Raw genomic sequence first — 18,050 nt, 5'->3', positions numbered from 1 at the left:
CCGGGAAACTGCTTTGGAAGTCCGACATGCTCAAACCGATACTGCTCTGATCGATGGCACCCAACTGACACCCAGAAACAGTCAAACAAACTGATCAAGTGTTAGACTGCGGTCTATAATGTTGATTTTATTGCTTTAAATGGTGCCCGGGGGCGGAATCGAACCACCGACACGAGGATTTTCAATCCACTGCTCTACCCCTGAGCTACCCGGGCACGGGTGAACGCGTTGCGTTCGGGTCGGCGTTTTCTAGTCGGGGGCGCGGCAGGTGTCCAGAGGGAATCGGGGACTTTTTCAGTGCGGTTTCGGGGACTCTTTAGAGAGCTCGCGCTCCATCTCCTCGATGAGATCCTCGATGTCGTCCGGGTCCTCTGACGCGACACGATAGGAGCCGTTCAGCCACTTGCCCAGGTCCACATCGGCGCAGCGGCGCGAGCAGAAGGGGCGGTATTTCGGATCGCTGTCCTTTGCGCAGATCGGGCAGGTCATCAAAGCTCCACGGGAAGCCGGTCTCTCTTGCGTTGGAGCTCAAAATGCCCAAGCGGGGTCCAACCTGCAAGGGTGGTTTCGATGCCGTCACGACGGAAGGCGGCACGCAGGACCTGCTCAAAGGCCGCGCGGTCCTTCTTCGGCATCGGCGCGAGGTCGAGCGTGACCTGACCACCGAGCCCCCGCAGGCGCAGAAGGCGCGGCAGGTCGCGGGCCAGCGCGATGTTGGCCTTGAGCCCGGCAGCGAGCGACGTGTCGCTCCCCGTGTTCACGTCCACCGCGACAAGCGCACGGGTCGGTTCGACGAAGGCATAGGCACCGCCCGCCAACGCCTGTCGCGACGCGAGCGCGCGGTCGAGCAGGTCGGCGATCCCGTTCGTCTCGAAACTGCCCGGAGCCTCGTCCAGCACATCCGGCACGGGCCAGTCGCGCCAGGCCGAGACATGCGCATCAGGACCGTCGACGAGCAATTCAGGCTCGCGCCCCTGGGCGTCGCCCAGCACGGCTTCGGCCAATGTGCGCATCTCTGCGATATCTTCGGCCACCGCGCCGTCATCGGCGCCTTCGGCCGAGGACCGCACGATCAGGCCATAAGGCGAGCCCTCCATCACCGCGTCAGCGATCTCGAGCAGGCGCACACGCTCCTCCTCGTCGCGCACCTGCCGGGAGAGGTTGAGGCCCGGGGCCTCGGGCGTGACGATGGCATAGCGGGATTTGAAGAGCACTTTGGTGGAGACCGCAGGTGCCTTGCCCGCCTCCGCCCAGCCGCTGACCTGCACGAGGAGCGGTTGACCGGGGGCGAGACCTTTGGCCTGGCGCAGAAACCCACGCGTGCCCCCGAGGTCGAGGAACATGCCCCCCTGCCCCTTCATCGGGCGTTCGCAGATGCCGCGATAGATCGCACCGGGGAGTGGGCCGGGGTGGTCCGCCGGATCGACGAGCAGGTCTTCGAGCGTGCCATCGACGACGAGGGCCGCCGCACGACGCCCGTCGATTTCGTCCAGCGCGATCACCGACCCTTTCATGCCCATCCTCCATAGACCGGATAACCGGCGGCGGTCAGAAGCGCCGCGGTCTCGGCCACGGGAAGGCCCATGACCGCCGTGTAGCTGCCTTGAATCCACGGCACGAAGGCACCGGCCGGTCCCTGAATCGCGTAGGCGCCGGCCTTGCCCTGCCAGTCTCCGCTGGCGAGGTAGGCGTTCACCTCCACATCCGAGAGCCGCTTCAACTTCACCGTGGTGACCACTTCACGCTCCCACACTCGTTCGGGGGTGCGCACCGCCACACAGGTGATGACCTTGTGACGCCGGCCCGACAGCAGATGCAGAAATTGCGCCGCTTCCCCTGCATCCGTAGGCTTGCCCATGATCCTGCGACCCAGCGCGACGGTGGTGTCAGCACAAAGCGCCACCTCGCCCGCACTGACGTCCATCGCCTGGGCCTTGCCACGCGTCACGCGGCGGCAATAGGCGCGTGGATCCTCGCCTTTCAGGGGTGTCTCGTCGATATCGGGGGGCCGCACCTCGTCCGCCTCGATCCCCAGCGTGCCGATCAGTTCGGCGCGCCGTGGCGACCCGGACCCGAGGATGAGCCTCGGCTTACCGGAAGCGGTAATTGATCCGACCCTTCGTCAGATCATAGGGGGTCATCTCGACCTGGACTCGGTCGCCGGTCAGAACGCGGATGCGGTTCTTGCGCAACTTGCCTGCCGTGTGCGCGATGATCTCATGGCCGTTTTCCAGCTCGACCCGAAACGTCGCATTCGGCAGGAGTTCCTTCACGACGCCGGGAAATTCGAGCAGTTCTTCCTTGGCCATGTTCACTCCATAGTTATTCACCCGCTTGCTGCGGGTGCCCTTAAATGGTCCCAAACGCCCGAATTATCAAGGGCGATTCAACGAAGGGATACGAGGGGGATGGGCGGGATGGAAACGGCGTCCGCGCCGAATTGTTCCGGCCAGTCGGTGCGTGTGCGCACACCGCCCGCCGTGCGCACGGTTTGCAGGCGGGCAACGTCCAGCTCGACCCGGGTCCAGCCGGGCGTGTTCATCGCGCCTTGTGCGAGAATCCCGGTTTCGGGCAAGCCGTGGTCGGATGGAACGTAAATGCCTGCGGCACCTGTGTTTTCGTCTACCACCTCCGACCACGCGGCCTGCCCTTGCGTCGGGGCGTGCGCCACCACGCACTGGGCCTCAAGCGCGCGTGCGCGCGCACCTGTGCGGACGCGGGAGAAGCCGGCCATCGCCTCGGTTTGTGAGGGAACGAGGAGCACGTCCAGCCCGGCCTCGGCCATAGCCCGAGTCGCAAGCGGGAATTCACAATCATAACAGATCTGCACGCCAACCCGGCCCAGCGTCGTGTCCATCAAGACAGGCGCACCGCCCGGGGCACAGCCCATCGGGTCGCGCTCCCACGGCGTCCGGACACGCTTGTCATGCGCCTGTCGCTTGCCGGAGGGGGCTAAGAACATGGCGCGGTTGACGGGGGCGTCGCCGTCGAACACGGGGCCGGACGGGGCGAGGATGTGAATGTCGTAACGTGTGGCCAACCTCGCCCAATGATCCCACGCCCGCGGCAAGGCCTCCGACACGGCGCGCATTTCGGCCGAAAGTCCGCGCGCGCCAGTGATCGCGGCCAGTTCCATCGCGCCATATTCGGGAAAGACGGCGATATCGGCCCCGGCATCCGCAACCCATGCCTCGGCCTTGTCCTCCCACCCGGCCCAGGAGTCCGGCCCGTCAACCGGGTAGCACGCGGCAGCGATCTTCACCGAACCCCTCCCGAAGGCTCACAATTCACGCAGCCAGACCTGAAGCGGTTTTGCATCCTCTTCTCCTTTTCCGACATCTTTCCAAGTGAAACGCGCCACCGCGCCCGGAACCTTGTCATATCCACGCTTTCGCCAGAACGGGTCGAGCGGCTGGTAGCCGGCAGGCCGGTCCGGATGATCCTCCGGCCGCACCACTGCGCAGAAGGCTGCATAACGCGCGCCGAGGGCCCGGGCATGCGCCTCGCGCAGGTCGAAAAAGGCATGGCCTGCCCCCTGCCCGCGATAGCGCACGCGCAGAACCGACTCGGCGCAGTAGAACACATCGTCGGTCTCCACGCCCGACCCGGCGAAGGCGTCGCTGAATTCTTCGGCATGGTCGGCAAGCGGCGAACCCGTGGCAGCGCCCACCAGCCTGTCCCCATCGAATGCGCCCACGACAATCGCCCCGGCGCTGTCGCGGTAGCCTTGCAGGTAAGACCGCTCATAAGCCAGATCGCCGTCATAAAGGTAAGGCCAGTCGCGGAACACCTCGATCCGCAAGCGCGCGACATCGTCCAGACGGGTTGCGAGGTCGGACCCCGTCAGCGGCGCAAACCGCAAGGGCATCAGACGGCGCTCATGAAATCTACGAAGGAGATGATGAACCGCACCCGCTCCAGATAGCCATCGCGCCATGTGCCGAAGACGGCCACCGGAATTTCCGCCACCTGTCCTGTCGCCTCCGGCAGCCCGTGGACGGTTTCGAGGTAGGTCAACCTGGCGGTCGCGAGCGTCGCGCTCTCGCACCCCTCCACGGTGTGCTGCCAGCTGAGGAACTTGAAGTCGTAGTGCCTCTCGAAATAGGCGATCACGCCATCGGCCCCGGTCTTGCCTCGCAACTCCCCGAGCGGACCGATGTTGATCACCGTTTCGTGGCTGACGTATCGCAGCGCATTGTCCCAGTCACGGTGATTTGCTGCCGTGAACATGATATCGGCGACAGCGACGATGTCTTCTTCGGTCATCGGCCCTGTGCCTCCGGTGCGGCATCGAACACCCGCATCCAGTCGTCGAGCGAATACACCAAGTGCGTGCGATAGAAGAGGTTGTCGCGGAATGTGATGAACGACGCGAAGGGAACGACGGCAAACTGGCCCCGTGCCTCCGGAAAGCCCGCCTTGGTGGTGTGGTAGGTCAGCCTGAGCCGCGTCTCGACGGCGGCCCGGTCGCCGCTCACGAGCGGATGGTAGTCACGCATGTCGAGCCGGTAGTTCTGGCCGTAGTGCTCAAAAAAGGCCCGGACGCCACCGGGTCCGGCGACCCGCTGCGACGCGCCATAGCGCATGGCGGCATCGGGATGGGACAGCGTCTCCAGCGTGTCCCAGTCGCACTGGCTGATGGCCCGCCACGCGGTATCTATCAAGGCCTTTGCTTGCTGCGGTTCCATCTTCTCCCCTATCGCGGTGCGCCGAAGCGCGAGATCATGCGCTCCCGTATCTGATCGCGGGCCTGACGGTACGCCGCGAGCTTTTCGTCGCGCTTGGTGCCCAGGCCCGTCGGGTCCATCACCGGCCAGTATTCCACCTCCAGATGATGGTAACGTGTAAGGTCAAGCACCTTGCGCTGGCTTGCTGGCGATAGCGCGACGATCAGGTCATAAGATGACAGGTCGTCGCCCCATTCCTGCATCTCGTCGAAGCTGCGGGCACGGTGGTTGGACAGCGCCACCCCGATCTCCTCACAGACCGCGACCGAGAAACCGTCCACGTCCAGCTCGCTCTTCACACCTGCGGACTGAACATAGACCTGATCGCCGTAGTATTTCTTCATCATTCCCTCCGCCATCGGCGAGCGGACCGCGTTGTGGTCGCAGCAGAACAGCACCGATTGAGGGAAGGAGGAGACCACGCGTCAGCCCCAGTGCAACACGCAGATCAGGGTGAACAGGCGCCGCGCCGTGTCGATATCGAGGTCCGCCTTGCCCTCCAGCCGTTCCATGAGAACGCGCGCGCCCTCGTTGTGGATGCCGCGCCGGGCCATGTCGATGGCCTCGATCTGGCCGGGTGGCAACTTCTTCACCGCATCGAAATAGCTTTCGCAAATCTGGAAATAGTCTTTCACCACCTGCCGGAACGGCCCCAGCGAGAGGTGGATTTCCCCCGCCTGCTCACCGCCCTCGGTCGCTATGGCGACGACGAGGCGCTTTTCCCGGATCGACAGGCCCAATTCGTAAGGCCCTTCCGGCACCGCCTGCCCGTCCCGCGGCAGCGGGGTGAAGCTGTTGTCTTCGAGCAGGTCGAAGACCGCGACCTTGCGTTCCTGCTCGATCGCCGGCGTCGGCGCCGCCAGCCCCTTTTCGTCGATATCAATCTTGCTGATACGGTTCATCCGTCCCACCCCGTCTTTCGCACAGGGATACCCAAACCGTGTTGAGGGCACAACGACGAAGCAGTTGAGACGTTAATTCTCGTTCAGGCGGTCAAGCCGGGCGCGCACCGACAGCCCGTGCGCTTCGAGGCTTTCGGCCTTGGCCAGCGTTTCAGCCGCCGGTCCGATCGCCTTGAGGGCGGCGGGTGTCATGCGTGCCAGCGTGGTGCGCTTCATGAAGTCGAGAACCGACAAACCCGAAGAGAACCGCGCCGAGCGTGCCGTGGGCAGCACATGGTTCGGCCCTCCGACGTAATCCCCGATGGCCTCCGGTGTGTACTGGCCGAGGAAGATCGCGCCGGCGTGGGTGACTTTGTCCGACAGCGCCTCGGGATCGGCTACGCAGAGTTCGAGGTGCTCGGGCGCGATCCGGTCGGACAGCTGCGCCGCCTCGTCGAGGTCGCGCACGGTGATGACCGCACCGAAGTCACGCCAGCTCGCCCCCGCAATGGCGCGGCGCTCGAGCGTTTCGAGCCGCGCCTCCACCGCCTCCGCCACGGCCTGACCGAAGGCCGCGTCGTCCGTGATCAGGATCGACTGGGCGCTTTCGTCATGCTCCGCCTGGCTCATCAGGTCGAGGGCGAGGAAATCCGGGTCATTGTCACGGTCGGCGATCACGAGGATCTCTGAGGGCCCCGCGATCATGTCGATCCCCACCCGCCCGAAGACGCGCCGCTTTGCGGCAGCCACAAAGGCGTTGCCCGGCCCCGTGATCTTGTCCACCGGCGCGAGCGTCTCGGTCCCATAGGCGAGCGCGGCAATCGCCTGCGCCCCGCCGATACGATAAACCTCGTCCACACCCGCGATCTCGCAGGCGCACATGACAAGCGGGTTGATGACCCCGTCCGGCGTCGGCACGGTCACGACGAGCCGCCCGACCCCGGCGACCTTGGCAGGGATCGCGTTCATCAGAACGCTCGACGGATAGGACGCCAGCCCGCCGGGCACATAGAGCCCCGCCGCCGACACCGCGCTCCACCGCCAGCCGAGCGTCGCGCCGGTTTCGTCGGTCCAGGACTCGTCGGTTGGCACCTGCCGCCGATGATAGGCCCGGATGCGCGCCGCAGCTGTCTCAAGCGCAGCCCGTTCGGCGTCCGAGACCTTGGCGCTCTCCGCCGCGATCTCGCCTGCCGACATCCGCATGGTCTGGGCCGTCAACTCGAGCCGGTCGAATTTCGCGGTCAGCCCCAGCACCGCCGCATCGCCGCGCGACCGCACGTCCGCGATGATCCCCGCGACGGTCTCATCCACGTCCGGGCTGTCCTCGCGCTTGGCGCCCAGCAGCGCGGTGAACCGGGCTTCGAAGTCCGGATCGGTTGTGTCGAGGAGGTCCGGCATCGATTTACTCCGGATGATCGGGGGTTTTGCGTGACGGCGCGAGGTAGGGGCGCGTCACATCCTGGAGCCGCGCGTTGATCGTCTCGACGTCGAGCGCGATGGCACCGTCCCCGGCGAGCGTCAGGATCACGCGGCCCGTGCCGTCCTCCCCCGGTTCGAAGGTAATGGACAAAAGCGACATGATGGTATCGCCGTCACGCCGTTCCACGCCCTGCGATTGCACTTTCTGAACATCGCCGAAGAGCAGCACCGACTGCACCCGCTCCACGGGACGCCCCCGCTTCTGGGCGACTTCGCTGTCTTCCCAGCGGAACCGATTGAGCAGCAGCGCAAACTCACGGTCCTTGGGATACCACGCCATCTCGTCGCCCGGAAACACCGCGTCCTGAGTCAGCGCTGCGATGACGCCGAGGTCATCGGCATCGACGGCGAGAAGGCGGAGCGGCGTATCGCCCCCGTCCTCGAATTTTGCGTCTTCGGTCATGCCTTCACCCGTTCGATCCGGGCACCCACGCCCTGCAATTTGCGCACCACATGCTCATAACCCCGGTCGAGGTGATAGACCCGGCTGACCACCGTTTCGCCCTCGGCCGCAAGGCCCGCAAGGATCAACGAGACCGACGCGCGCAGGTCCGTCGCCATGACCGGCGCGCCGCGCAGTTTCTCGACCCCTGTGACCGTCGCCGTGCCGCCCTGAACGTCGATGTTGGCGCCCATCCGGGTCAACTCCGGCGCGTGCATGAAGCGGTTCTCGAAAATCGTCTCGTTGAGCGTCGAGGTCCCCTCGGCGGTGCAGAGCATCGCCATGATCTGGGCCTGCAAATCGGTCGGGAAGCCGGGGAACGGCTCGGTCGTCACGTCTACCGCCGAGACACGCCCTTCGCCGCGCGAGACCTTGAGCCCGCGCTCGGTTTCCTCGACGCCGATGCCCGCCGCTTCGAGGCGTTCCACGAAGGCCTCGACGAGTGACATCTTGCCGCCAAGGCACTCCACTTCGCCCCCCGCGATGGCCGGGGCCAGCATGTAGGTGCCCAGCTCGATCCGGTCGGCGACCACCTGATGCGTGGCACCGTGCAGGCGGTCGACACCCTGGATCTCGATCCGGCTGGTCCCCTCGCCGTCGATCTGCGCCCCCATCGCACGCAGGCATTTCACGAGGTCGACGATCTCCGGCTCTCGGGCGGCGTTGGTGAGTACTGTCGTGCCCTTGGCCAGCGTCGCGGCCATGACGATGTTCTCGGTCGCGCCGACGCTTGCGAATTCTAGCGCGATCTCGGCCCCTTTGAGGCCGCCCGGTGCCTTGGCGTGCAGATAGCCATCGCGCAACTCGATCTCGGCGCCCAGCTTTTCGAGCCCGTGAATATGCAGGTCCATCGGTCGCGCCCCGATGGCGCAGCCGCCGGGCAGCGACACCTCGGCATGACCGAAGCGCGCGATCAGGGGCCCGAGCACGAGGTTCGAGGCGCGCATCTTGCGCACGATGTCATAGTCCGCCCGCGTCGAGGTCAGATCATGCGACGACATGGCAAGCACCTGACCGTCCTGAAGCCCTGTCGCCTCGGCCCCCAGAGATTGCAGGAGCGTCGTCATCGTCTTGATGTCCGACAGCCGCGGCGCGTTGGTCAGCGTCAGCGGATCCTCCGACAACAGTGTCGCCGGCATGAGTGCGAGGCAGGCGTTCTTCGCCCCCGCGATGGGTATTTCGCCCGAGAGCGCCCCGCCCCCCGTGACTACGATGCTGTCCATGTCTGCCCCTTCATGCGTCCGTGTCGTCTTTCGTCCCGGCGTCGCGCGCGCGGGCCTGTGCCTTGCGGCGGGCCATGTTCGCCTTGAGCGCGGCCTTGAGCCGGTCGTCACGCTCCTGCGCGGCCTTTTCCTTGGGTGAAAGATCGGGTTTCCTGCTCATGCGGACCTCCTTAACGCAGCGGGGAAAAACCGTCCAGATTGCGCTTGCACCATTGGCGAATTGGGTCTAATCACCCGCCACGGTTCGCCGCAGTAGCTCAGTGGTAGAGCGCACCCTTGGTAAGGGTGAGGTCGGGAGTTCAATCCTCCCCTGCGGCACCATCCTCCTTCAAAATCCGCGTTTGTCGCTGCCCTAAAATGGCCAATTCGTTTCGATCCGCTGCGACGTGACCTGACGGCGCCGCTGTGCGAAACTCGTGCCTGGCAGCCCCAACGCCCGGAGAGCACAGCATGGACGATTCCGCACCTGACCGCAGCACCATCACCGCAGGGGGCGCGATCTTCGGAAAGCTCAAGGCGCTCGGGGTCGATCATGTCTTCGCCAATTCCGGCACGGATTTCCCGCCGATCATCGAGGGTCTGGTGCAGGCTCAGCGGAGCGGCATCGACCTCCCGGAGCCGATCACCTGCCCGCATGAAAGCGTCGCGGTGGGCATGGCGCACGGCTACTACCAGATGACCGGGCGGCCGCAGGCGGTCATGCTGCACACCAATGTGGGGCTCGGCAATGCGGTCACCGGAGCGATCAACGCCTGGTGCGATCAGGTGCCCATGATCCTCATGTCCGGACGCACGCCCGTCGTCGAAAGCGGGCGGTTCGGCGCGCGGTCGACCCCGATCAACTGGGGACAGGAAATGTTCGACCAGAGTTCCCTGATCCGCGAATGCACCAAGTGGGACTATGAACTGCGCTTCCCCGAGCAGGTCTCGGACCTGTTCGACCGATGCTGGGCCATCGCGAACTCGACGCCGAAGGGTCCGGTCTACCTGAGCCTCCCGCGCGAGGTTCTGTGTGAGCCCACCCCGGCCACCGGTCTCGACCAACCTTCCGCGCTGTCCCCGACCGTCGCCGCGCCCGACCCCGCCGCTCTCGACCGCGCCGCGCGGCTGCTGGCCGAGGCGGACAAGCCGCTCATCATCGCCCAGCGCGGAGTGGGCACGCAGGAGGCATTCGATGCTTTCGCAGGATTCGTGACCGACCGCGCCTTGCCGGTGTCGCAATACTGGCCCAACCAGATCGCCCTTGCGACCGGCCACCCGATGCATATCGGCTGGTCTCCCAATGCGTTCCTCGAAGAAGCCGACGTGGTGCTGGTGCTGGACTCGCTCGCGCCCTGGTGGCCGGACACGGTGACCCTGCGCCCGGACGTGAAGGTGATCCAGCTCGGCCCGGACCCGCTTTTCAGCCGAACGCCGGTGCGCAACTTCGCGTCCCATGTCTCGTTGGCGGGCGAGACCGGGCCGACGCTGCTCGCGTTGATCGAGGCGGTCGCGGCCCTGCCCCGCGACGAAACCCGGCTCGCCACCCGCCGGGACCGCATCACCACCGCCGCACGGGCGACGCGCGCGGAAAACACCAAGGTCGCCCAGCAAGGCGACGGATGCCCGATGACGAAGGCCTGGGTGTCACACTGCCTGAGTGCCGCGATCCGGGGACGCACGGCGACGGTTTATCACGAGCTTGGCTGCCCCCTGACCCATCTCGATCTGGACGCCCACAAGAGTTACTTTCAGGAGCCCCATTCCGGCGGTCTCGGCTGGGGCTTCGCAGCCGCGCTTGGCGCACAGCTCGCGGACCGGGACCGGCTGATCTTCGCGACGATGGGCGACGGTAGTTACATGTTCGCCAATCCCACCGTCTGCCATCAGGTCGCCGAGGCCTATGACCTGCCGGTGATCGTGCTGGTGCTGAACAACGGCGAATGGGGCGCAGTGCGCCACGGCACACAGTCTCTCTATGCCGACGGCGACGTGTCCCGCGCCAACGAGGTGCCGATGACCGCGCTGACCCCCAGCCCGGATTTCACCCGGACCGCCGAGGCAAGCCGCGCTTTCGCCGTCACGATTACCGACGGCAAAGACCTCCCCGCCGCGCTGGAGCGCGCGATCGAGGTGGCGACCGGCGAGCGCAGGCAGGTTCTCCTCAACATTGCCATCGCGCGCTGAGGTCGGCGCCTAGCGCATCGGCGGGGCGAGCCCCTCCTCCTCGAGCTGGGCCTGAAGGGCCGCATCTCTCTCAAGCGCCCGGGCCACGCTGTCGCGCGCTTCCATCCGCGCGGCGTGGGCGGCCCAGTTCGGATACGGCGTTCCGTCGAACCCGGCCCCGGTGATGCGGAACCAGACCCAGTAGACATAGGCATCCTGAATCGACCAGTCCGCCCCGTACCACCACGGCCCCTCTCCGATCTTCTCATCGACCAACTTGGCAAAGGGCGCCATCGCCACCATCGCCTTTTCCCTGACCGAGGCCACGGCCTCATCCCCGTCCGCCATGAACATCGGCATCCGGATGCGCGTCACGATGGGATGGAGCGTTGAAGAACAGAAGGCGAGGTTCGCCGTAACCTGTGCCGCCGCATAGGCGTCGTCCATCGCCGGCAAGAGGCCGGGATACCGCCCCGCGAGGTAAAGCGCGATCGCCACGTTTTCCGACAGCGGGCCGTCCGGCGTCACGAGGAGCGGAACCTTGCCCGCCGGATTCAGGGCAAGGTAGTCCGGCGACCTGTGCGCACCCTTCATGAAGCGGACGAGTTCGATCCGGAACTCCGCGCCCGCCTCCTCCAATGCCATCATCGGAACGCGCGAGCAGGCACCGGGGGCTGCGTAGAGTGTGTAGGTCATTGAGCTCTCCTCAGATCGGCTCGGCCATCATGGCCATCGTCTGTCCGTTCAGTTTGCCGACGTCCACAGGCGGCACCTTGCCCATCTGGGCCTCGCCGATCAGGATCGAAGTCTTGGCGACATGCGATACTCGCGGCAGCCGCCGCTTGCGATAGGCCGCGAAGACGTCCTGGGGCGTGTCGCCTTTTCCGATCTCGTCTGCCAGCACCAGACCGTCCTCGATGGCCATGCCGGCGCCTTGCGCAAGATGCGGCGTAGCCGCATGAACGGCATCGCCCAGCAACACCACGCGCCCCTTGTGCCAGTCGCCCTCGAGCAGGATGACCTCAAGCGGCCGGGCGACCACCTCATCGTCCGCCGTGATATGGTCGAGCCAGGCCTTGATCTGCGGCGGCGCCATGCGCGCGGCGCGTTCGCGCATCGTCGCTGCGGCACCCTCGCGAGGGAGGCGGTAATCCTCCGGTTCCTCACTCAGAACGAACATGTAAATCAGCTCTTCGTTCATCGGCACGAGGCCCGCGTTGCAGGGTCCCGCGAAAATGTGGATACCATCGAGGGTATCGGGCCGAGGCAGGTTGTAGCGCCAGACCCACTGACCGGTGTAGCGCGGCGTTGGCGCATCGGGCAGGATCATCCGGCGCGTGGCCGAAAACACGCCGTCCGCGCCCACGACGATGTCATAGCGGCCCGTTGTCCCGTCCGAGAACGTCACGTCCACCCCGTCGCCGTCATCCTCCATCTCTTCGACGGTCACGCCGAGGCGGACTGTCGCGCCGACCGCCGTCACCTTGTCTGCCAGCACCTTTTGAAGGTCGCGGCGCAGGATGCCCGCGTTCGACGGATATTGCGGCCCGGCGAGGCGCGGGGCCTCGAACTCCGCCTCCTTGTGGCCCTGCGGCCCGACAAAGAGCGTCGTCTTGTCGAACCCCTGAGCATAAGAGAGGTAGTCGTCCAACACGCCGAGCGCGTCCATCGCCCGGATCACGTTCATCTGCTGGATGATCCCGACGCCATAGACGGTCCATTCCGGGTCGCGCTCGATGATCTCGACGCCGATCCCCTTGGCCCGCAACGCGATACCGGCGGTCAGCCCGCCGATGCCGCCACCCACGATGAGTGCTTTTTCCACCTGCATCCGGTGTCTCCTCCCTGTTCGAGGCGAAGCGTAGGCAGCACGGGTGCATTTGAGAAATGGAAAGGTCTAATCCGACGCATCCACAGCATGAATAGGTCCAAGGGAGGCGGCTGTCGACGCCATGATCCCGCGCAGCCATCGCAGCCCCGGATCTTCATCCCGAAGCACATGCCACTGCATCATCTGGCGCAAGGCCCGCGTTTCGACCGGCATCGGGTGAAAGACAATATCCTCCTGGTCCGCCATCAGCTTTGCCAATCGGCCATGGACGGTGGCCATGCGATCCGTCCCGGCGACGAGTCGCGGCAATGAGGTAAACGAGAATGTCGTCACTTCGATTCGGCGCGACAGCCCCGCTTCTGCAAGCAGTTCTCCGTCCGCCGTCCGGGCCTGCTGGGGGGGCACCATCGTGACATGCCCCGCAGTTTCAAAGGCCTCGCGGTCGATCGGCCCCTCGCCATATCGGCCATGCCTGCAAACCGCGACCATGTAACGATCCTCGTACAAAAGCGCCGATGGGTGATCTTTCGAGGTATACGGCTCCGGCGCGATCAGCAGGTCCACTTCGCCCCGCGCGATCTGCGTGTAGGGGGCCTCTTCCTGCGCACGCAGGTTGAAGCGCACCTTCGCATTCTCCCGCCCCACCCGCTTGAACACCTCCGGCATAAGCACCCGCAGGCTGTAGTCGGACAGAAGCAGGTTGAAGGTCCGGTCGGATTCCTCCGGCAGGAACTCTGGCCGCGTGTCGATCGCCGCCTCCATCCGCACAAGGATGTCGCGGATCATCGGGCGCAACGACTCGGCGCGCGGTGTCAGCTCCATGCGCCGCCCGACCTGCACGAGAAGCGGGTCACCGAAATAGGTTCTGAGCCGTGTGAGCGCATTGGACATGGCCGACTGGCTCATGAACATGCGGTCGGCCGCCCCCGTCACCGAGCGCAGTTCCAGCATGTGGTCCAGCGCCACCAACAGGTTGAGATCGAGTTTCTTGAACCGCATTGTCGAAGCTCCAATTCCATCCGTTCCATCAATGGATCATATGAAGAATATCCATTTTCGAAATATGTGAAAGCCTCCTAAATTCACGCAACCGAATTAGGAGGATCATCGTCATGCGCATCATCGGACCGGACGAGCTGGTTTTTGGCGTCGACAATATCGAGGATTGCCGCGCATTCCTGTCGGACTACGGACTGACCGAGGCCGAGGACGGATTGTTCGAAGCCCTGGACAAGACCGCCGTGCGGATCAAACCCGTGGACGACCCCGACCTGCCGCCGCCCCTGCCCACGAGCACGAAGATTCGCCAGACCATCTGGGGCGTCGAGGATCAGGCCGCGCTCGATGCGATCGAGGCCGAGTTGTCCAAGGACCGCGAAGTCAGGAAGTCCGCTGATGGCACGATCTCCTGCAAGGACGACATGAACTTCGAGATCGCGTTCCGCGTGACGCGCCGGGTCGAGCTGAACCTGCCGGCGGAGCTCATCAACTCGCCCGGGGCCAAGCCCGGTCGCGCGCCGAACGAGATCGGGGCGAACCAGGACGCCGAGGCGAAGCCGCGTACGCTCAGCCATATCGTCTATTTCGTGCCCGACATGGAGGCGATGTCGAAGTTCTACATTGACCGTCTTGGCTTCGTCATCACGGACCAGTTCACCAACACCGGCCCGTTCCTGCGACCGCAGGCGAACCACGACCACCACGTTCTCTTCATGATCCAGACGCCGGAATACATGCAAGGCCTCGAACACCTGGCCTTCCACATGCAGGGGCCGACCGAGCTCATGCTCGCGGGCTCGCGGATGGTACAGAAGGGATACGAGAGCTTCTGGGGTCCGGGCCGCCACAAGTTCGGCTCCAACTGGTTTTGGTACTTTTCCTCGCCTCTCGCCGTGAACATTGAATACGATGCCGACATGGACCAGCACGACGGGGACTGGACCCTGCGGGAGGCACCGATGAGCCCCGAGAACTCGCAGCTGTTCCTCTTCGAGAACGTCGAGAAATGGGCCCCGGGCGGCCCGCCTCCGGGCAAGTCATGATCACGCCGAACGACCGGACCTGATCTATCGAACATGCACCGGGCGGCACCGAATGGTCCGCCCGGCGCTTTTTCCGGGAGGAGCGGCCACCTTGGCCGGCCGGGGGCAGAGGGGAGACGACAAATGCAGACCGAAACACTTCAGGCCAACGGCGCGGAACGCTGGATTCGCACCATCACCAGCACTATCGCCGTGGTCTCGATCACCGGGATCCTGCTGGGCGCGGGGGTTGTCGTGGTGGACGTGCTTGGCCGGTGGCTCTACGGCACATCGGTCTTCGCACTGAACGAGATCATGTCGCTGGTCTTCGCCGTCGCCGTCGCCGCGACCTTCCCCGCCGGCGCGGCCAATCGCGTCAATCTCAAGATCGACCTCCTCGCACCGCTGACCGGCCCCCGCATGACCGCCTGGCTCAATGTCGTGGGATCGGCCCTTCTCCTCACCTTCTTCATCATGCTGGCCTTCAGCATCTGGGGGCTGGCTGATCGTTATGCGGATCAGGGCCGCGCGACCGCACTCCTGGAGCTGTCGCTGGCCCCCGCCTATTACGCCATTTCGCTGTCCATGGCCGCCTCGGCGATCGTGCAGGCGCTCCACGTTCTGAGCGACATCCGCACCGCGCTCCGCACGCCTGCCGGGCAAGGGACGAGCCTGATCGTCTACCTGCTGGCCGCCGCCCTTGCCGCCTTGTCCCTGGGTATCCTTTTCTGGATCCTGACCGACATGGGGAGTTTCACGACCTTCGTGCTCCTTAACCCCGGCACCACCGTCCTGGTCGGCTTCGCCCTGCTGTGGCTCGGCGTGTTCCTCCAGTTCCCGCTCGGCTCGGTCACGGCGGTAATCGGCGTGATCGGGGCGCTCGCGGTGCTTGGACCGGACGCGGCAGTCAACACATTCGGCGGGGACTCGGCGGACTTCCTGCGCAACGATCAGGTGGCCACCCTGCCCCTGTTCCTCATCATGGGCGCCTTTTCGGTCGCCGCTGGGGTGTCGCATGACCTCTTCCGGCTGGGCCACGTCATGCTGGGATCGTTTCGGGGCGGTCTGGCCTATGCCACCATTGCGGCCTGTGCAGGCTTCGGCGCTGTATCGGGCAATTCCATCGTGACCTCGGCCACCTTCGGGCGCATGGCGCTTCCGGAGATGAAAAAGCTGGGCTACGCACCCACCCTCTCCACCGCCACCGTCGCCGCAGGCGGCACACTGGGTGCACTCGTGCCGCCCTCCGGCGTCATCATCCTCTTCGCCCTGCTGACGGAAGAATCCATCGGCGCGCTGTTCGTCGCCGCGATGCTGCCCGCCGTTCTGGCCATCTTCCTCTACTTCGGCGCGGTCTTCGCGGTCGTGACCTTCTCGAAGGAAGCCGCCCCACAGGCCCAGCGCGCCACGCTGGCCGAAATCCGCGATGCGTTCATCAGCGCGGGTCCTGTAGTCGCCATGTTCGTCGTCGTGATCGGTGGCCTCTACAGTGGTATCTTCACCGTCACCGAAAGCGCGGCCGTCGGCGCGATCAGCGCCTTCGCGCTCGCCGTCCTGCGCGGACGCCTGAACCGCGCCACGCTCCTGCGCGTGTTCTCCGAGACGACGACCACGGTCGCCATGATCTATGCCCTCATCTTCGGCGGGCTGATGTTCGCCTTCTTCGTGAACCTCAGCGGCGCGCCGGGCCTCGTCGCCGCCTGGATCTCGGGCATCGACGCGCGCCCGATCCTGATCCTCGCGCTGCTCGTGGTGGTCTATCTTCTGCTCGGCTCCGTGATGGACAGTTTCGGCGTGATGATCATCACCCTGCCCGTCGTCACACCGATCATCCTCGACCTTGGCTACGACATGCTGTTCTGGGGCGTGCTGATGCTCGTCGTGGTAGAGATCGGGATGATCACGCCACCCTTCGGCATGAACCTGTTCATCATCAAGAACATCGACCCGAAGATCAGCCTGACCACCGTGATGCGCGGTGTGCTGCCCTTCATCGTCGCGGACCTGTTCAAGATCATCCTGATCATCGCCTTTCCGGCCCTGTCGCTCTGGCTACCGTCGACGATGAACTGACCGGGTCGGCCAGACCCACCGGACAAAGAAAAACCCCGGCCAGTCCGCACTGGCCGGGGTTTTCCGTTTCGTCTGTCCGAGGATCAGGAGCCGCTGTCGATCTCGGCCTGTGCCTCGGCCATCGCCGCTTCCCACTTCTGGGCAAGCTCGGCACCACCCGGCACACGCTCGGCATAGCCCGCGACAACACCGTCGAAGAGCTTCTCTTTCATCGCCTGTGCTTCCTCAGGATCGACCTCGTTGAAGGTATGCCCGTCCTGCGACATCACGAAGCCCTTGGAGTCGGCTTCCCACTGGTCCACCTTGGCGCCCATCTCACGGCTCACATCGCAGCCGGAATGTGCGTCGAGCACCGCTTTCGCCTCATCCGACAACGCGTCGTAACGGGACTGCAGCATGAAGACCATGCCGGTCGCCCCGCCGAGCGCCGCGTCGAGGTGATCGGTCGTCACTTCGTTCAGCTTGAACCCCGGAAAGGCCGTGTAGTTCATGAAAATGCCGTCCGCCGTTCCACGCTGAAGCGCCTGGTACATGTCGGGCAGGATCGTCGACAGGGGGGTGCCGCCATTGGCCGACACGATGGCAGCGGCCACCGGGCTGCCGACCGCGATCTTCTTGCCTTCGAGATCGGAGAAGGACGTCAGCTCCGCATCCTTCAGGTGCATGCGGGTCTGCGGGAACGGCACGAAGAACAGCGGTTTGTAGTCCGCAAGGTCATCGCCGAACGCGCCCTCTTCGTAGAGCTTGCAGAACGCCATCGCACCGGCCTCAGCCGAGCCTTCAATGAACGGCATCGTCGAGACCAGCGCACGGGGGAACCGGCCAGGATCGAACGCGAGCATGCCCCAGGCCATTTGCACGACATCGTCCGTGACCCGGTCGACGTAGTTCTGCGGGCTCACAAGTGCCGGGCCATGGCGCACGGAGATTTCGAGCGCATCGCCGGCGTCGGCGTTCACTGCCTCGGCCCAGGGCTCCATGATCCGTTGGTTGATCGGATTCATCGGTACGTTGCCGGTGCCGAAGATCAGCGTTTCGGCCGAAGCGGCAAGCGGCGTAAGTGCGGTGGCGGCAGCGAGTGCGCCAGCCAGAATGGTCTTTCCCATGTGGTCCTCCCGTTGGTCTTTCAAACCCGGTGCTTTCGCGGGCTCGCGCCAGTGTAGGCAGCACCTGATGGATTTGAAAATTTGATAAGGTCAATGCAATCCATTGACCCGACAGATAGTTC

At 65.0% G+C, this 18,050-nt stretch carries 21 protein-coding genes and 2 tRNA genes; 4 read left to right on the top strand and 19 right to left on the bottom strand.

The features are described from left to right. Positions 1-140 precede the first annotated feature (140 nt). The 15 genes from B2585_RS04005 to B2585_RS03935 all read right to left on the bottom strand — a co-directional run bounded on the left by B2585_RS04005 (position 141) and on the right by B2585_RS03935 (position 8,912). Positions 141-215 (bottom strand) — tRNA-Phe (locus B2585_RS04005). Positions 216-294: 79 nt separating this feature from the next. Further along, a complete protein-coding gene (locus B2585_RS04000) occupies positions 295-489 on the bottom strand; it encodes a DNA gyrase inhibitor YacG (protein ID WP_292020241.1) in 195 nt (64 codons plus the stop codon). Continuing rightward, positions 489-1,514 carry a ribonuclease E/G gene (locus tag B2585_RS03995; protein ID WP_292020239.1) on the bottom strand — a complete coding sequence of 342 codons (1,026 nt, stop codon included), beginning with the start codon at positions 1,512-1,514 and terminating at the stop codon, positions 489-491. The genes B2585_RS04000 and B2585_RS03995 overlap by 1 nt, the downstream gene beginning before the upstream one ends. Then, entirely contained in the window at positions 1,511-2,107 is a 597-nt protein-coding gene (locus B2585_RS03990; protein ID WP_292020269.1) for a Maf family protein, read from the bottom strand. Before B2585_RS03990 ends, B2585_RS03995 begins: the two co-directional genes overlap by 4 nt. Next, entirely contained in the window at positions 2,091-2,309 is a 219-nt protein-coding gene (gene infA, locus B2585_RS03985; protein ID WP_292020236.1) for a translation initiation factor IF-1, read from the bottom strand. The genes B2585_RS03990 and infA overlap by 17 nt, the downstream gene beginning before the upstream one ends. 77 nt (positions 2,310-2,386) lie before the next feature. Next, on the bottom strand, positions 2,387-3,262 hold the full coding sequence (locus B2585_RS03980) for a carbon-nitrogen hydrolase family protein (RefSeq protein WP_292020233.1): 876 nt from the start codon (positions 3,260-3,262) through the stop codon (positions 2,387-2,389). Positions 3,263-3,280: 18 nt separating this feature from the next. Continuing rightward, positions 3,281-3,868, bottom strand: a complete 588-nt coding sequence (locus B2585_RS03975) for a GNAT family N-acetyltransferase (RefSeq protein WP_292020232.1) — start codon at positions 3,866-3,868, stop codon at positions 3,281-3,283. After that, entirely contained in the window at positions 3,868-4,266 is a 399-nt protein-coding gene (locus B2585_RS03970) for a nuclear transport factor 2 family protein (RefSeq protein ID WP_292020230.1), read from the bottom strand. Before B2585_RS03970 ends, B2585_RS03975 begins: the two co-directional genes overlap by 1 nt. Then, a complete protein-coding gene (locus B2585_RS03965; protein WP_292020228.1) occupies positions 4,263-4,688 on the bottom strand; it encodes a nuclear transport factor 2 family protein in 426 nt (141 codons plus the stop codon). Before B2585_RS03965 ends, B2585_RS03970 begins: the two co-directional genes overlap by 4 nt. 8 nt (positions 4,689-4,696) lie before the next feature. Beyond that, positions 4,697-5,125 carry a low molecular weight phosphatase family protein gene (locus tag B2585_RS03960; protein ID WP_292020266.1) on the bottom strand — a complete coding sequence of 143 codons (429 nt, stop codon included), beginning with the start codon at positions 5,123-5,125 and terminating at the stop codon, positions 4,697-4,699. Between the two features lie 27 nt (positions 5,126-5,152). After that, on the bottom strand, positions 5,153-5,629 hold the full coding sequence (locus B2585_RS03955) for a UPF0262 family protein (RefSeq protein ID WP_292020226.1): 477 nt from the start codon (positions 5,627-5,629) through the stop codon (positions 5,153-5,155). Between the two features lie 72 nt (positions 5,630-5,701). After that, positions 5,702-7,006, bottom strand: coding sequence for a histidinol dehydrogenase (gene hisD, locus B2585_RS03950; protein WP_292020224.1), 1,305 nt, complete (start codon positions 7,004-7,006; stop codon positions 5,702-5,704). Between the two features lie 4 nt (positions 7,007-7,010). Beyond that, the gene (locus B2585_RS03945) at positions 7,011-7,490 is read right to left on the bottom strand and encodes a DUF2948 family protein (protein WP_292020222.1); all 480 of its coding nucleotides are present in this window, start codon (positions 7,488-7,490) and stop codon (positions 7,011-7,013) included. After that, a complete protein-coding gene (gene murA / locus B2585_RS03940; RefSeq protein WP_292020220.1) occupies positions 7,487-8,752 on the bottom strand; it encodes a UDP-N-acetylglucosamine 1-carboxyvinyltransferase in 1,266 nt (421 codons plus the stop codon). Before murA ends, B2585_RS03945 begins: the two co-directional genes overlap by 4 nt. 10 nt (positions 8,753-8,762) lie before the next feature. Then, positions 8,763-8,912 carry a hypothetical protein gene (locus B2585_RS03935; RefSeq protein ID WP_292020218.1) on the bottom strand — a complete coding sequence of 50 codons (150 nt, stop codon included), beginning with the start codon at positions 8,910-8,912 and terminating at the stop codon, positions 8,763-8,765. A gap of 86 nt (positions 8,913-8,998) precedes the next feature. On the opposite strand from B2585_RS03935, the gene B2585_RS03930 reads away from it, so the two are divergent. Next, positions 8,999-9,073 (top strand) — tRNA-Thr (locus B2585_RS03930). Between the two features lie 129 nt (positions 9,074-9,202). Continuing rightward, complete coding sequence (locus B2585_RS03925; RefSeq protein ID WP_292020216.1) at positions 9,203-10,918, top strand: thiamine pyrophosphate-requiring protein; 1,716 nt, start codon at positions 9,203-9,205, stop codon at positions 10,916-10,918. 9 nt (positions 10,919-10,927) lie between these two features. On the opposite strand, the gene B2585_RS03920 is transcribed toward B2585_RS03925, so the two are convergent. The 3 genes from B2585_RS03920 to B2585_RS03910 form a co-directional block, all read right to left on the bottom strand. Then, positions 10,928-11,593 (bottom strand): glutathione S-transferase family protein, encoded by a 666-nt coding sequence (locus B2585_RS03920; RefSeq protein WP_292020214.1) that lies wholly within the window; start codon positions 11,591-11,593, stop codon positions 10,928-10,930. A 10-nt stretch (positions 11,594-11,603) separates the two neighbouring features. Then, positions 11,604-12,728, bottom strand: a complete 1,125-nt coding sequence (locus B2585_RS03915; RefSeq protein ID WP_292020212.1) for an FAD-dependent oxidoreductase — start codon at positions 12,726-12,728, stop codon at positions 11,604-11,606. 66 nt (positions 12,729-12,794) lie between these two features. After that, on the bottom strand, positions 12,795-13,727 hold the full coding sequence (locus tag B2585_RS03910) for a LysR family transcriptional regulator (protein ID WP_292020210.1): 933 nt from the start codon (positions 13,725-13,727) through the stop codon (positions 12,795-12,797). Positions 13,728-13,840: 113 nt separating this feature from the next. Here B2585_RS03910 and B2585_RS03905 point away from each other — a divergent pair, with 113 nt between their 5' ends. Together B2585_RS03905 and B2585_RS03900 are read left to right on the top strand one after the other, a co-directional pair. Then, positions 13,841-14,770, top strand: coding sequence for a VOC family protein (locus B2585_RS03905; RefSeq protein ID WP_292020208.1), 930 nt, complete (start codon positions 13,841-13,843; stop codon positions 14,768-14,770). A gap of 123 nt (positions 14,771-14,893) precedes the next feature. Next, positions 14,894-16,822 (top strand): TRAP transporter large permease subunit, encoded by a 1,929-nt coding sequence (locus B2585_RS03900; protein ID WP_292020206.1) that lies wholly within the window; start codon positions 14,894-14,896, stop codon positions 16,820-16,822. Between the two features lie 83 nt (positions 16,823-16,905). Here the strand turns inward: B2585_RS03900 and B2585_RS03895 are convergent, their stop codons facing one another. Then, the gene (locus tag B2585_RS03895) at positions 16,906-17,928 is read right to left on the bottom strand and encodes a TRAP transporter substrate-binding protein (RefSeq protein ID WP_292020202.1); all 1,023 of its coding nucleotides are present in this window, start codon (positions 17,926-17,928) and stop codon (positions 16,906-16,908) included. Positions 17,929-18,050: the final 122 nt, after the last annotated feature.

This window comes from Maritimibacter sp. UBA3975 (assembly GCF_002384975.1).
GTDB lineage: Bacteria > Pseudomonadota > Alphaproteobacteria > Rhodobacterales > Rhodobacteraceae > Maritimibacter.
The sequence above is the reverse complement of the archived record's forward strand: the minus strand, read 5'-3'. Positions and strand labels throughout refer to the sequence as shown.